Raw genomic sequence first — 14,452 nt, forward strand, 5'->3', positions numbered from 1 at the left:
AGTGTTCGACGTCCTGTCCTGCGGATCCTGTTTCCGGTCATAGCCCCACTCCTTCTCCCGGGCCACCGGCCCTGAACCGCCTCCCCGGAACGGGGAGTGCTGCGCCGCACTGTAGAGACCACGCCTGACGCCTGGCTCCGACCGACGTGAGAAGAATTTCATGTTGGGCGTTTCCGATTCGCTTCCACCGTGAGACCAGACCGCAGCGGCCGCCGGATCAGACGATCCGGCGGCCGCTGGCGAGGTCAACTAGCGGAACTTGAAGAACGCGGTCTGTGACGTGCCGTCCAGGAATTTCACAGTCAGCTGGTAGCACGATCCGGCCCGCTGTGCGGTCGTGCTGGTCTTCCACACGTACACATACTGCTGGGCGGCGGCATCCCACGTCAGGCCCGAGTTTGTGGCCGTGGACAGTTCCTCGAGGTCATCGACAGGTGCCATGGCGTTACAGGCGATCATGGTGAAGGTGGGGGAGTTGGCCGAGAAGATGGTCATGCCCTGGTTGCCACCGAGCCGGAATTTCACCGGGATGGCGCTGCCGGATTTCACGGTGTTGTAGACCAGTGACGCGGACGTGCTCATGTCGATCGGCTGGAAGAAGCCGGTGAAGGCGTATTTCACCATGATCGTGAAGGTTCGGGTCGTCGTGTTGCCAGCCTGATCCGTGGCCGCGCAGGTCACCGTGGTCGTGCCGACCGGATAGCTCGCTCCGCTGACCCGGTCACAGGTCGCGCTGACCGGCGACGTGAAGTTGTCCGAGGCCGTCGCGGCGGCGAAGCTCACCACCGCCTGGCTGTTGCCGGTCGCGGTCACTGTGATGTTGGCGGGCACGGTCAGGGTGGGGGCGGTCTGGTCGAGTTTCACCGGCAGGCTTGCCGTCATCGGGTTGCCGGCCTCGTCCGTACACGTGGTCGTGACCGTGGTGCCCGGCGTGTCGGCCGAGATGGCCGGGATAGCCGTGCACGTCACGTTCCCGCTGAGCGTGTCGGTGCCCGAGGTGGTGAAGGTGATGGGGCCGCTTCTGTACCACCCGTTCAAGCCGTCCGGCGCGGCCGGGCTGGGGGAGATGGTCGCGGTGGGGGACGCCGAATCGAGTCTGACGGTCAGTGCAGCGCTGGTCGCGCTGTTCCCGGCCGCGTCGGAGCAGGTCGTCGAGACCGTCGTTCCGGAGGTGTCGCCGGCAATGGCGTCGACCGCGCTGCAGGTCACGCTGCCGCTCACGCCGTTCACGCCGGCGGGGACGATGTCCGTTCCGGTGGCCGCGAAGCTGATCGGGCCGCTGCGGTACCAGCCGTTCATTCCATTGGGCGTGGCGGGGCTGGGTGTCAGGGTGGCGCTGGGGGCGGTGGTGTCGATTTTCACGCCGGCCGACGTCACGCTGGCGCTGTTGCCCGCGACATCCGAGCACGACGCGGTGGTGGTCAGGCCGGTGCCCTCGGCGGTGATCGGAGCCGGGCCGGTGCACGAAGCGGTATCGATGCCGCTGCGGTCGTCACTCTTCGTGAGGACGAAGGCCACATCCTGTCGGTACCAGCCGGCCGCATTCGGTGCACTCGCCGCGGCCAATACCAGAGTCGGCTTCACGGTGTCGCGGTTCACGGGGGCGCTGGACGCCACAGGGCTCGTATTTCCAGCCCTGTCCGTGCAGGTGCCGGTGGCGACATGGCCGGTCGCGTCGTCGTCCAGGGTCGCGGGTGTGGTGCAGGTCTCCACGCCACTCAGCGCGTCGGAGCCGGTGGTGGCGAAGGCAACGTCCGTGCGGTACCAGCCGGCACTGTTCGGAGTGGTCGTCGCGGCCACCTGGGCTGCCGGTGCCGTGCGGTCGAGGCGGATGGTCAGGGCCGGACTCGTGGCCTGATTGCCCGCCTGATCGGTGACGGTGGCGCTCACCGGCGTGCTGCCCTCGTCGCTCACGACCTCGCTGTCCGGGCAGGTGCCCACGCCAGACGTGGCGTCTGCGCAGGTGAAGGCGACGGTCACGTTCGCGCGGTACCAGCCGCTGGCGTTTGCCGGACGATCCGGCGTGGCCGAGATGGTCGGCGGGGTGGCGTCGCGTTTCACGGTCAGGGAAGCGGTGGCGGAGTTGCCGGCGACGTCCGTGCAGGTGGTCACGACGGTGTGGCTGGGGTCGTCGGTCGCCAGGGAAGCCACTGCTGTGCAGCCGGCCAGTCCACTCAGGGCGTCCGTGCTGCCGGCTGTGCTGAAGCTGACCGTGCCCCGGTACCAGCCGTTCAGGCCCAGCGTGCCGCTGGCCGCGAGTCTCGCGTCCGGCGAGGTTCTGTCGAGTTTCACGGTCGCGGTGGCGCTGGCGGTGTTGCCGGCGCGGTCGGTCGCGGTCGCGCTGACCACGGTGCCGTCGGCATCGGTGTTCTGGGTCACGCTGACCGGCGCGGGGCAGCGGCCGCCTGTGCCCAGGCCCGTGCACGTGAACGTCACCATCGCGTCGCTGCGGTGCCAGCCCGCACTGTTCGCGTCCGGCGACACGGCCGCCGAGATGCCGGGGGCGGCCGTGTCCACCCGCACGGTCTCGGAGGCTGGCAGGCTGGTGTTCCCGGCGTTGTCCTTCACCGTGCCGGTGACGGTCTCTCCGGCGTCCGGCGTGTCACTGTCGACCGTCACGTCGGCGGGACACGCCCCTGGCCCGCTGGCGACCACGCCCGACAGTGCGTCGGCACAGGTGAACCGGATTACCACGGTTCGGTTGAACCAGCCGTTCTCGTTGGGTGAGATCGGGTCGTCGGTCAGGGTCACGCCGTCGGCCTTCAGGCCGTACGTCTGGGCGCTGATGGTGGGTCGGGTCGTGTCGATCAGAGCACTCACGGTGCGGGTGGTGGTGTTGCCGGCGTTGTCTGCGATGGTCTTGCTGACCGTCGTGGGCTGCGCCGCGCTGGCTGACTGGGCGCTCGCGGTCAGGGTGAACTGGCTGTCGTCATTCAGACCCTGATCGGCTTTAAGGCCCGAGCCGCCATCGCTGGCGGTGAACACCTGACTCAGCGGCGTATTGCGCCATGTCGCGTTGGTGACGCTTTCGGGCGTTACGGTCGGCGCGGTGGTGTCGACAACGGTGACCCTGAAACTGCGTGTCGTGGTGGGGGGGCCGGCCGGGTCAGTGCTTCCATCGATACGCTGACCGGAATCAGTGACAGAGCAGCTGACATCGGTCGTCCCGATCTTGAAGGCTGAGCCGTCGGCTGGATTGCAGGTGATCGACAATGACAAGTTCCGCGCGTTGTCTTCCTTGTCGATGGCACTCGGTTGTGGCCAGAACGCGACTGGCGTGTCGGTGGCGGTGGCCTCGACGGTGATCGCCTGGGGAATGGTCAGTTCCGGTGCAGTGTTCGACGGTGTCGGTGGAGCGCAGAGGGCAATGTTGGTACTCATGCTGGCAAAGTTGGCAAAGCTCAGCTTCGCGCCGTTCGGATTGGAATTGTCGAGAAAGAAATACTGAACGGTGACCGTTGCCGTTTTGTTTGCGGTGACGTTTGAAGGAACAAGCAGGGTGAGCGGGATGGTGAGTGAAGCCCACGGAAGGCTGCCACCTGCATTGGGCCCCAGGACGAATTCTCGGTACGAGGCCGGGTTGCTCGCGTCATATGGCGGATTGGCGATCCACGCCGCGCCATCAAACTTGTATCCCCTGGGGAACCGAACCCTCGCGGTGCCCTGCTGTGGCCCGGAAATGCTGTAGACCACGTTCCTGGAAACGGTGGTGCCTGCACATCCCGAGAGATTGACGGGCGCGGTATTGCTGCCACCTGCACCACTCACCGTATTTGCGGTCGACAGGGCCGCGAACGTTCCCGGTTCCGAAACGGCAGCTGGGCCGGCGGCTGGGGTTGGGCCCGTCTGCTGTGCACATCCAGCCAGGGCCAGCAGGGCAAGAATCGGAACCAGGGGTCTACCTGTCCTCATGGAGGCTCCTTTCCTGGGCGGGTCTCACCACTCGCTCACTGTGTCCGAGGTGACCGGCATTGCAGGACACAGGTCGTCGCGGCCCATGGAGGCGCTTGAACGCCTGAATTGGGGTGTCGAACGCCGATCTGGGTTCTATGTCGAACGATATGTCATGGTACGTTCATCTTAAAGTGCAGTTCAGGGTTCTCATACTCGCCCGGTGGGGGGCAGCCGGTTCAGGGCGCTGACGACAATTCTGAAAAAAGCTGTCGTCAGCGCTGAATCGCCGTGGTATGGGTTGTGAGCGTCTGTGAGCGCCCGCAACTGGGTTGGCGTGCTCAGGAGGGTGGTCAGCTCACCACGCGTCCGGGTCGCTGTCGGCTTCCTCGATCAGGAGCCACAGCTGGCGGCCCAGGCGGGTCGCCTCGGCCTGCGCGTCGATCAGGGTCGCCTCGAGCGGTGCGGCGAGGGTCGCGTGGCGGCTCCGGAATCGTGCGTAGCCGCACAGGAGCAGCGCAAAGCGGGCGGGACGCGTCTCGGGGTCAGTCAGTACGTCATATAGCGCGTCCCAGTTGCGCCCGAACGACTGCGTGAGTGCCAGCCCACCCAGGAAGGCGAGCATCAGGGACTCCCGATCCGTCACGGTGCCGAAGTTCACCTCGCGCACGCTGACCTGGTAGCCGGCGGCGAGCATCCGGGGATCCTTGGGGGCGGGTTGCAGGCCGGCTGGGGCCGAGTCGAAGACCTGGATCATGGCTGGATTCTCCGGAAGCTGGCGTAGTGGTCGGCGGTGTAGTAGCACTCGTCGGTGCTGCGGCTGGCCCCGGCGCACACGATCCGCCGGGCACCACGGTCGCGGCTGCCGGGGGTGGGCACGGTGTATTCGCGGTACGTGCCCCGGGGCTGGCGGGGCAGGATGCCCTCACGGTTGCCGAAGGTCACGCCGTCCCGCTCGTAGCGGAAGGGCCCGCCCCGCGCGATCTGCGTGAGCACCGGTGGGGCCTCGCGCGGGAGGTCGCTGGCCCGGATGTACCGCAGGCCGCTGTGCGGATCACGGGTCGGCTGGGCCGTCTGCCCGGCGGTCTGCCCAGATGTCTGGGTAGGCGTCTGAACGGTGGTCTGGGTCGGTCTGGCCTCGCTGGGGTCGGCACAGGCGCACAGCGTCAGCAGCAGGGCGGCCAGGATTATCGGCAGTCGGGACACGGTGCTCAGCATAGGGTGCTCACGCCGGGGTCTGAGCACGGCCATCCAGCCACGTCAGCAGATCGTGGCGCAGGCCGCTCAGGCCCTTGTACGCCACCTGCTCCGGCGTCATCGTGCGGATCGCGGCGGCCAGGGCACGGGCCTGTGCCGGCTCCCGCACCGCCGCCGTCAGCGGGTACGTGTAGGGCCGGATGGTGAACAGCGCGCCGTCGGCATCCGCGAAACCGGTCAGCGTCTGGCGTTCCACGCGCACGAAGGCGCGGGCCGCATCGAAGGTGGTGGCCGCGTGCCGGTCGGCGTCGGGCGGCGCGGCCGGGTGGTGATCCAGGCGGTCCGTCATGCTGATGCCCCACGCGAAGCGCACGAAGGGGCCGCGCGTGATCACGGCGTCCACCAGACGTGGCGCGGTGGCGTTCATAGGGCCGCTGCCCGCCACCGGCGCGTGCACGGCCACGAAGTCCCGTCCCAGCTTGTCGCGCGGATCCCAGTGCTGCGGGCTCAGCACGTGAGTGGCGGCCAGCCAGTCGCCGGATTCCCCCCGCGAGATAATTGCCAGATCCTCCTGGGCGCACAGGCCGAGGACATCCAGCGCGTTGACCGGCCGGGTGTCCTCGACCAGCGCCGCGTGTGGTGCGGGAGCACGGGTCAGGCCCTCCACGGTGCCCCGCACGACATCCAGCCGCGCCGTCCAGCCCAGCGGGGCGTGGTGGAGGTACGCGCCGTCCCAGGTGATTGCCCCGCCACTGTCGGCCGCAAGTGTCCGTGCGATGAACGACAGCGCCGCCTCTCGCAGCGCCGGGCGCAGGTTCGCCTCGCCCGCGTACTCGTGCAGGGCACGGCGGTGCGCGGCGACCTTGCTCGCCACGAACTGCGAAAACGTATTGTCCAGCGCGAAAGTGTGGTGTTCGGCCGCGCCGTCCTCACGCCACGGAATCGGCTGTACGCCCAGCCGGTACAGCCCCGCAGCGACCTCGTACCTGCCGCTGGCGAAGGGGCGGTACATGACGGGCGGGCGCATGGGCAAATTAGAGCAGAGACCAGAGGAGCTTGAGCTCTTTCGTGCTCTGCGGTCAGCTCTCTGCCCTCTGCGGCGCGCCGCGCCTTATGCCAGGCTGGCGTTGCTCAGCACACCCGTGGCGATCAGGGCCAGGATGATGACGCCGACCACGACGCGGTACACGGCAAAAGGTTTGAAATCGTTGGTGGACACGAAGCGCAGCAGCCACCCGATCGACAGGTACGCCACGATGAAGCTCACGCCGATGCCCAGGGCCATGTTCAGCACGCCGATCTGGGCCAGCACCTCGCGGCTCTTGACCAGGTCGAGCAGGGCCGCGCCGCCCAGGGTCAGGAAGCCCAGGTAGAAACTGAACTGCGTGGCGGTGGGGCGATCCAGACCCATCATCATGCCGCCCAGGATCGAGCTGGCCGAGCGCGAGAAGCCCGGCCACAGCAGCGCCAGGCACTGCACGGCCCCGATGCCCAGCGCCTTGATGGGCGTGATCTCCTCGACGCGGTGCACGCGCGGCGTGACGCGGCGGCTCTCGACCAGCCAGATCAGGATGCCGCCCACGATCAGCGCCCACGCGACCACGCTGGGAGTGAACAGCAGCCGCTTGATGGTCGAGCCGAACAGCACTCCCAGCACGACGGCCGGAATGCAGCCGATGATCACGCTCGTCCACAGCTGGCGCTGTGTGGCGTCGGTGGGGATGTCGCGCACCTTCAGGAAGTCCTTCCAGTAGTACACCAGCACCGACAGGATCGCGCCGCCCTGGATGATGACCTCGAACGCGCTGCTCATCTCCTTCGTCCAGTTCGGGGCCAGCGAGCCCCGCAGCAGCTCGCCTGCGACGATGAGGTGGCCGGTCGAGCTGATCGGGAGGAATTCCGTGATTCCCTCGACGATGCCCAGGATGATCGAGTACAGAGCGTCCATGCAGGGGGGAGCTTAACACTGCCATGTCAGGGCGCGGCGTCAGCCCAAAGGGGCAGACTGGAGAGGTGGATGTAACTGCCCTGATGGCCGGCTGGCAGCTGAACCTCGATGGAGACGCGATTCACACTGCCTCCAGCGAGGTCTATCCGGTAATCGCTGGGGGCCGCCCCGCCATGCTGAAGGTCGCCCGTGTGGACGAGGAGACGCGCGGCCACGATCTGATGATGTGGCTGGACGGCGAGGGTGCGGCGCGGGTGTACCGCCGTGAGGGAGACGCCCTGCTGATGGAACGGCTGGATGCCGAGCCCTCGCTGGTGGATATGGTGCGCTCTGATGACGACGGAGCGTCGCGGATTCTCGTGCAGGCGGCCCAGGCCGTGCACCGTGACCGCCCCGCGCCGTGGCCCGAACTGCCCACGCTGCGGCCGTGGTTCCGGGCACTGGAGGCCGCCGCGCCCGGCGGGGGAGCGTGGGCCGAGGCGTGGGCGGTGGCCCGCTCATTGCTCGACGACCCCAGGGACGTGCGCCCGCTGCACGGCGACATCCACCACGGCAACGTGCTGTGGTCGGGGGAGCGCGGCTGGGTGGTCATAGACCCCAAGGGCCTGATTGGGGATAGCGGCTACGACTACGCCAACATGCTGTGCAATCCGTCGCTGGAGGTCTCGCTGCGTCCGGGTCGGCTGGAGCGGCAGGTCGCGGTGGTCGCGCAGGCGGGCGGCCCCCCGCCGGAGCAGCTGCTCGGGTGGGTGCAGGCCTACGCGGGCCTGTCGGCGGCGTGGTCGGCGCAGGACGGGCACACCGGGCACGCGTCGCGGACGCTGGAACTGTCGCGGCTCGCGGGAGGTCTCCTCAGCGCCCGGCAGAACTGATATACTTCACGTTTGGGTGCCCCTGTGACCCGCCGGGCGTGCTGGAACGTCGCACCCGGCCTGGCCCGGAACGTGTCGCTGACGCGGGGCTGGCACAGTGACGGCAGACTTCTTCCCATCTTCAACGTTCAGGAGTCCACATGTCGTACATCTCCATGAAGCAGCTCCTCGAGGCCGGCGTGCACTTCGGCCACGAAACCAAGCGCTGGAACCCCAAGTTCAAGCGCTTCATCTTCGCCGAGCGCAACGGCATCTTCATCATCGACCTCCAGAAGACCCTCAAGCAGGTCGACCGCAGCTTCGACTTCATCAAGGATCTGGCCGAGCGTGGCGGCGTCATCCTGTTCGTCGGCACCAAGAAGCAGGCCCAGGAGATCGTCGAGCTGGAAGCCCGCCGCACCGGCATGCCCTTTGTCACCAGCCGCTGGCTGGGCGGGATGCTCACCAACTTCAAGACCATCCGCACGCGGGTGGATCGTCTGAACGAACTCGACGACCTGTTCGAGTCCGGCCGCATCAACGACCGGCCCAAGGCCGAGCGCATCGAGCTGGGCAACCAGCGCGAGCGTCTGGTGCGCTTCGTGGGTGGCATCCGCAAGATGAACCGCCTGCCCGACGCGATCTTCGTGGTCGACCCGACCAAGGAAGTCATCGCCGTGCAGGAGGCCAACCGTCTGGGCATCCCCGTGATCGCCCTGGCCGACACCGACAGTGACCCCGATGTCATCGACTACATCGTGCCCGGCAACGACGACGCGATCCGCAGCATCCAGCTGATCACGCACCGCATCGGCGACCTGCTGGTCGAGGCGCGTGGCGGCGGCGAGGACGTGGCCGCCGAAGTCCCGGCCGATCAGGCCGACGACGCGGAACTCGCGGAAAGCAACTAACACAGAGCCAGCCGGAGGGGAGGGAAGTCCGGCGCGAGTCGCGGACTTCCCTTTTTTCCGAGCCACGCCTGACGCTCACCACTCACGACCCAGGAGGTCACTCCCATGATGGAATCGATCAAGAAGCTGCGCGAACTGACCGGTGCGGGCATGATGGACGTCAAGAAGGCCCTGGCCGACGCCGGGAACGACGAGGACAAGGCGGTGGCCCTGCTGCGCGAGCGCGGCATCGTGAAGGCCGCCAAGAAGGCCGACCGTGAAGCCCGCGAGGGACTGGTGCGCTTTGTCGTCGACGGCAACCGCGCCGCCATCGTCGAGGTGAACAGCGAGACCGACTTCGTGGCCCGCAACGCCGACTTCCAGGCCCTGGTCGAGAAGCTCGCGCAGGCCGCATTGAGCGCGAAGACCAGCGACATCGAGGAATTCCGCAATGCGGCGCTCGACGGCGACACGGTGGGCAACGTCGTGGCCGCCGCCGCCGGCAAGATCGGCGAGAACCTGGTGCTCAACCGTGTGGCCTACGTGGAAGGCGACACCGTGGCCGGGTACGTCCACAGCAACGGCAAGATCGGCGTGCTGGTGGATCTGGCGGGCGGCGACAGCCAGAAGGCCAAGGACGTGGCCCTGCACGTTGCGGCCGAGCGCCCCCAGTACCTGTCGCGCGACGAGGTCAACAGCGGCGACATCGACAAGGAGCGCGAGATCCTGACGAACAAGGCGATCAACGAGGGCAAGCCCGCGCAGATCGTCGAGAAGATCGTCGAGGGCCAGATCGGCAAGTTCTACTCCGAGAAGGTGCTCCCCGAGCAGGCTTTCGTCAAGGACAACGCCCTGACCGTCGCGAAGTACCTGGGCGACGCGAAGGTACAGAAATTCGTCCGGTTCGAGATCGGCGCATAAATCACCCGGGGCGGCGTGGCCGCCCTTTTTCCTGCCCAACCTGCTGACGTGAACAGTCAGGCCGCACCACCCCCAGCGTCTGGCGGCCCACACCCCGCCGGACGCTGCTTCCTGTCAAACGAGGTCATGCATGTTCAAACGCGTCCTGCTCAAGCTCTCCGGTGAGTTCCTGGCCAACGAGAACGGCTTCGGGATCAGCCCGGACACCACCGCCCAGCTCGCCCGGCGGATCACCACCGCCCTGACGGGCACGGACGTGCAGCTCGCCATCGTGATCGGCGGGGGCAACCTGTGGCGCGGGGCTCGCAACGGCCAGGGCATGGATCCGGCCACGGCCGACTACATCGGCATGCTGGGCACCGTCATGAACGCCATGGCCCTGCAGGACGCCATGGAGACCGCCGGGTCGCCCACCCGCGTCATGAGCGCCATTCCCATGGCCGCCGTGGCCGAGCCGTACATCCGCCGCCGCGCCATCCGTCACCTGGAAAAGGGGCGGGTCGTCATCTTCGGTGGGGGGAACGGCGCCCCCTTCTTCACGACCGACACGACGAGCACGCTGCGGGCCATGGAGATCGGCGCGGACGTGGTGCTCATGGCGAAGAACAAGGTGGACGGCGTGTACGACAGCGACCCGCGCAGGAACCCGGACGCGAAGTTCATCGCCGAGGCCACGCATCAGGAGGTCGTGGAGCGGCGGCTGGAGGTCATGGACGCCACCGCCCTGACCCTGTGCATGGACAAGGGCCTGCCCATCGTGGTGTTCGACCTGTTCAAGAGAGACAACCTGCAGCGTCTGTTTGCAGGCGAGCGCGTCGGTACCCTGATCCACAGCTGAGCGGCACTCAACGGCCCGGCTGCGCGTTGTGACCGGGCCGGGCGGTACAATCGCTTCAGCTCCTCACCCCTCATCCCCTCCGGAGGCCACGCCATGGCTGACATGAAATCCATTCAGGCCGATACCCGCGAACGCATGGGCAAGGCCCTCGAATCGCTCGACAGCAATCTGGGCATCCTGCGCACCGGCCGCGCCAACCCCGGCATCCTCAAGAAGATCGTCGTGGACTACTACGGCGCGACGATGCCGCTCGATCAGGTCGCCAGCGTCACCACGCCGGACGCCCGCACGCTGGTCATCACGCCGTGGGACCGTGGAGCCCTGAACCCCATCGAAAAGGCCATCCGCGACAGCGACCTGGGCCTGAACCCGAACAACAAGGGCGACACCATCTTCATCACCGTGCCCATGCTGACCGAGGAGCGCCGCAAGGAGATGGTCAGGAATGCCAAGGGCTACGCCGAGGACGCCCGGATCGCCGTGCGGAACCTGCGCAAGCACGCGCTGGACGAGGTCAAGAAGGTCGAGGGCCTGGGCGACGACGAGATCAAGCGCGGCGAGGCCGACGTCCAGAAGATCACCGACGAGTTCATCGCGAAGGTCGATCAGATCCTGCAGAAGAAGGAGCAGGACATCCTCGGGTGACGATCCACGGGGAGCGCCATCACGGCAGTGCGGCACGGGCGAGCCACGCCCGCGCCGCACTGTGCGCGCCGCCCGCCGACGGAGCCGCATGGAAAGTCTGAGCACCCGCGTCCTGACCTCGGTGGTGGCCTTCTCGGTCATCAGCGTGCTGGTGTGGCTGGGCGCATACGCCATGCTGCCGGCGCTGATCTTCGTATCCGTGATGTGCCTGTACGAGTACATCCGAATGCTCGACCGCAACGACATCGACGTGCGCCGGATCTCGCTGGCGGTGTTCGGGAGCGCGATCATCGTCGCCAGCCTGCCGGCCATCCAGGCCACGCCGCCGTGGCCGGGCGGCTCGTGGCGTGAGGTCGTGCTGACCGTCGCGCTGGGCTACCTGCTGGTCATGGAGGTCATGCGGCCCGGCGAGCGCCCGCTGGAGCGCATCGTGTACTCGCTGTTCGGGCTGCTGTACATCCCGTGGCTGCTGGGCTATTTCCTGCTGCTGCGCTACAGCCCGGACGCCGGGGACGGACTGCTGTACTTCGCGCTTCCGCTCCTGGCGACCTTCGCGGCCGACATCGGCGGGTACTTCGGCGGGCACTATTTCGGCCGGCGCAAGCTCGCGCCGGAGGTCAGCCCCGGCAAGACCGTCGAGGGCGCGGTGGGCGGCCTGGCCCTGAGCTTCCTGACGGTGCTCGTGATCAGTTCGCTGACGCACATCTGGTCGCCGCTGGAGAGCCTGCTGTACTCGATCCTGGTGGCGAGCGCCTCGCAACTCGGTGACCTGTCCGAGAGCCTGATCAAGCGGGCGCTGCGCACCAAGGACTCGGGCAGCAGCCTGCCGGGGCACGGGGGCTTCCTCGACCGGCTGGACTCGCTGCTCTTCGCGGTGCCCGCCACGTACCTGTTCCTGAACATCAGCGTGTTCTCGCGGTAGGGCACACTCTGCCGGGGCGGCGTGCGGCATGCTGGGAGGCACATGAAGGTCACGGTTCTGGGCAGTACGGGAAGTATCGGCACGCAGGCGCTGGACGTCGTGCGGGAACGCGGCTGGAGCGTGGGCACGCTCGCGGCCGGGCGCAATCTGGAGCTGCTGGCCGCCCAGGTGCGCGAGTTCCGGCCGGAGGTCGTGAGTGTGGATGCCAGCGTGTATGCCGCCGCCCGCGACCGGCTGCCGCACGTGATCGTGACCTCGGACGTGTCCGGGGCCGCCGTCCGGCCTGCCGATGTGGTCGTGAACGCCATGAGCGGCCTGATCGGGCTGGAACCGACGCGCGCCGCGCTGCTGGCCGGACAGGCCGTGGCGCTGGCGACCAAGGAGGCCATGGTCACCGCCGCGCACCTGATGTGGGAGGCGGCCGCGGCGGGCGGGGGCCGCGTCGTGCCGGTCGATTCCGAGCACACCGGCGTGTACCAGTGCCTGACCGGCGAGCACATCGGCGACGTGGCCGAGGTGATCCTGACCGCGTCCGGCGGCCCCTTCCGCGACGGCCCGGCCGACCTGTCGCGCGTCACGCCCGCGCAGGCGCTGAAGCACCCGTCATGGACGATGGGGCCGAAGGTGACCATCGATTCCTCGACCCTGATGAACAAGGGGCTGGAGGTCATGGAGTGCGCCAGCCTGTACGGGCTGCCCATGACGCAGGTGGGCGTGGTGATCCACCCGCAGAGCCTGATGCACGCGGCCGTGCGTTTCCGGGACGGCAGCCTGAAAGCGCAGTTCGGCCCCACCGACATGCGTCTGCCCATCGCCTACGCCATGGACGCCGCCCCGACCGGCATGACCCACCCCGGCGACGTGCGGGGAACGCGGCGTGGGCCAGAGGTCGCCGGGCACGTGGCGTGGCCTCTGCGCGGCGAGTGGCAGTTCCGTGACCCGGATCTGGATCGGTTCCCGTGCCTGGCGCTGGCGTACCGCGCCGGTACCGGGGGTCGCCTGCTGCCGGTGGCCCTGAACGCCGCCGACGAGGTCGCCGTGGACGCCTTCCTGGCCGGGAGAATCGGCTACCTGGACATCCCCCGCGTGATCGGGGGCGTGCTGGACGAGACCCCGGCCGGCGACCTGACGTGGGACACGCTGCACGCCACCGACGCCTGGGCCCGCATCCGTGCGGGTGAACTGTGCGGGGTGAGGGCGTGAGTTTCTTCCAGAGCCTCGCCGCCGTCCTGACGCCCGCCGGGCTGATCTGGACCCTCCTGATCATCGGGATCGCCACCTTCCTGCACGAACTCGCGCACTACGCGCTGGCCCGCTGGCAGGGCGTGGCGGTCAAGTCATTCAGCGTGGGCATGGGGCCGGTCGTTTTCCGGCGCGAGTGGCGCGGCACCGAGTGGCGCCTGAGCCTGCTGCCCATCGGCGGCTACGTCGAGATCGACGGCATGGCCCCGGAACCCGGCGAGGACGGTGTGGCGCGGCCCCCCCAGCGCGGCTTCGCCCGGCTGCCCGCGTGGGGCAAGATCGCGGTACTCCTTGCAGGGCCGCTCATGAACCTGCTCCTCGCCATCGGGCTCATGACGATGACCTTCACGGCCCAGGGCGTGCCGGCCCCAGACCGCGCACGGATCGAGTCGGTCGTCGCGGATTCGGCGGCCCAGCGCCTGGGACTGCGCGCTGGCGACGTCATCACGGCGATCGATGGGCGTGACATCCCGCAGACGGTGACCGTCCAGGGGCGTCCGGCGGCGGGCTGGGAGTCCGTACGCGACACGCTGACGCGTGCCGGGACGCACGTGTTCACGGTGGACCGCGCTGGACAACAGGTCGACCTGACCTTTGAGTGGACGCCCACGGTGAACGGCGAGCGGCAGCTGCTCGGCATCCGGTATGGGCCAGATGTCATGCCGGCCACGCTGCCGGCCGCCTTCGTCCGGTCGTGGCAGGTGACGGCGCAGGCGGTGCCGCAGGTCGTGCAGTCCTTCGCCGGTCTGTTCAGCCGGTTCCTGACCCTGGATCTGTCGCGCGACGAGAACGTCAGTGGGCCCATCGGCACCGCCGAGATCGTCAGTCAGGCGGCCCGTGTGAGCCCGTGGGCGCTCGTACAGGTCGCCACGCTGCTGAACCTGTCGCTGGCCTTCTTCAACCTGATGCCGATTCCTGGCCTGGACGGTGGCCGCATCCTGCTGGTGCTCGTGGGGTCACTGCGGGGCCGCCCGCTGAGCTTCGCCCAGGAGCAGGCCATCAATCTGGCCGGGTTCGCGTTCGTAATGCTCCTGATGGTCTTCGTGGTCGTCCGGGACGTGAGCCGCTTTTTCTGATCCCGTGTGGCACGGCTCATGAGAGTGAAAT

At 68.0% G+C, this 14,452-nt stretch carries 14 protein-coding genes; 9 read left to right on the plus strand and 5 right to left on the minus strand.

Going from position 1 to position 14,452, the window contains the following annotated elements:
- Positions 1–249: 249 nt before the first annotated feature.
- Positions 250–2,985 carry a PxKF domain-containing protein gene (locus U2P90_RS09755; protein WP_322471950.1) on the minus strand — a complete coding sequence of 912 codons (2,736 nt, stop codon included), beginning with the start codon at positions 2,983–2,985 and terminating at the stop codon, positions 250–252.
- A gap of 154 nt (positions 2,986–3,139) precedes the next feature.
- Here U2P90_RS09755 and U2P90_RS09760 point away from each other — a divergent pair, with 154 nt between their 5' ends.
- Positions 3,140–3,448: a hypothetical protein gene (locus tag U2P90_RS09760; RefSeq protein ID WP_322471951.1), complete on the plus strand. Its 309-nt coding sequence runs from the start codon at positions 3,140–3,142 to the stop codon at positions 3,446–3,448.
- An 801-nt stretch (positions 3,449–4,249) separates the two neighbouring features.
- On the opposite strand, the gene U2P90_RS09765 is transcribed toward U2P90_RS09760, so the two are convergent.
- From U2P90_RS09765 to U2P90_RS09780, 4 genes are all read right to left on the minus strand, one after another.
- A complete protein-coding gene (locus tag U2P90_RS09765; protein ID WP_295817031.1) occupies positions 4,250–4,648 on the minus strand; it encodes a barstar family protein in 399 nt (132 codons plus the stop codon).
- On the minus strand, positions 4,645–5,097 hold the full coding sequence (locus U2P90_RS09770; protein WP_322471952.1) for a ribonuclease domain-containing protein: 453 nt from the start codon (positions 5,095–5,097) through the stop codon (positions 4,645–4,647). Before U2P90_RS09770 ends, U2P90_RS09765 begins: the two co-directional genes overlap by 4 nt.
- A 19-nt stretch (positions 5,098–5,116) precedes the next feature.
- Positions 5,117–6,115, minus strand: a complete 999-nt coding sequence (locus U2P90_RS09775) for a heme-dependent oxidative N-demethylase subunit alpha family protein (RefSeq protein WP_322471953.1) — start codon at positions 6,113–6,115, stop codon at positions 5,117–5,119.
- A gap of 84 nt (positions 6,116–6,199) precedes the next feature.
- Positions 6,200–7,036 (minus strand): undecaprenyl-diphosphate phosphatase, encoded by an 837-nt coding sequence (locus tag U2P90_RS09780; RefSeq protein ID WP_322471954.1) that lies wholly within the window; start codon positions 7,034–7,036, stop codon positions 6,200–6,202.
- Positions 7,037–7,101: 65 nt separating this feature from the next.
- Between U2P90_RS09780 and U2P90_RS09785 the strand changes: the two genes are divergently transcribed.
- From U2P90_RS09785 to U2P90_RS09820, 8 genes are all read left to right on the plus strand, one after another.
- The gene (locus U2P90_RS09785) at positions 7,102–7,908 is read left to right on the plus strand and encodes an aminoglycoside phosphotransferase family protein (RefSeq protein WP_322471955.1); all 807 of its coding nucleotides are present in this window, start codon (positions 7,102–7,104) and stop codon (positions 7,906–7,908) included.
- Positions 7,909–8,048: 140 nt separating this feature from the next.
- On the plus strand, positions 8,049–8,798 hold the full coding sequence (gene rpsB / locus U2P90_RS09790) for a 30S ribosomal protein S2 (protein WP_322471956.1): 750 nt from the start codon (positions 8,049–8,051) through the stop codon (positions 8,796–8,798).
- A 105-nt stretch (positions 8,799–8,903) separates the two neighbouring features.
- Positions 8,904–9,698, plus strand: coding sequence for a translation elongation factor Ts (gene tsf, locus U2P90_RS09795; RefSeq protein ID WP_295818533.1), 795 nt, complete (start codon positions 8,904–8,906; stop codon positions 9,696–9,698).
- Between the two features lie 130 nt (positions 9,699–9,828).
- Positions 9,829–10,536: a UMP kinase gene (gene pyrH, locus U2P90_RS09800; protein ID WP_322471957.1), complete on the plus strand. Its 708-nt coding sequence runs from the start codon at positions 9,829–9,831 to the stop codon at positions 10,534–10,536.
- Positions 10,537–10,629: 93 nt separating this feature from the next.
- Positions 10,630–11,181 carry a ribosome recycling factor gene (gene frr / locus U2P90_RS09805; RefSeq protein WP_295818530.1) on the plus strand — a complete coding sequence of 184 codons (552 nt, stop codon included), beginning with the start codon at positions 10,630–10,632 and terminating at the stop codon, positions 11,179–11,181.
- A gap of 88 nt (positions 11,182–11,269) precedes the next feature.
- Positions 11,270–12,103 (plus strand): phosphatidate cytidylyltransferase, encoded by an 834-nt coding sequence (locus tag U2P90_RS09810; protein WP_295818529.1) that lies wholly within the window; start codon positions 11,270–11,272, stop codon positions 12,101–12,103.
- 42 nt (positions 12,104–12,145) lie between these two features.
- Positions 12,146–13,306 carry a 1-deoxy-D-xylulose-5-phosphate reductoisomerase gene (dxr, locus tag U2P90_RS09815; protein WP_322471958.1) on the plus strand — a complete coding sequence of 387 codons (1,161 nt, stop codon included), beginning with the start codon at positions 12,146–12,148 and terminating at the stop codon, positions 13,304–13,306.
- On the plus strand, positions 13,303–14,421 hold the full coding sequence (locus U2P90_RS09820; protein WP_322471959.1) for a M50 family metallopeptidase: 1,119 nt from the start codon (positions 13,303–13,305) through the stop codon (positions 14,419–14,421). Before dxr ends, U2P90_RS09820 begins: the two co-directional genes overlap by 4 nt.
- Positions 14,422–14,452: the final 31 nt, after the last annotated feature.

Origin of the sequence: Deinococcus sp. AB2017081 (genome assembly GCF_034440735.1) — a bacterium.
GTDB classification, from domain to species: domain Bacteria; phylum Deinococcota; class Deinococci; order Deinococcales; family Deinococcaceae; genus Deinococcus; species Deinococcus rufus.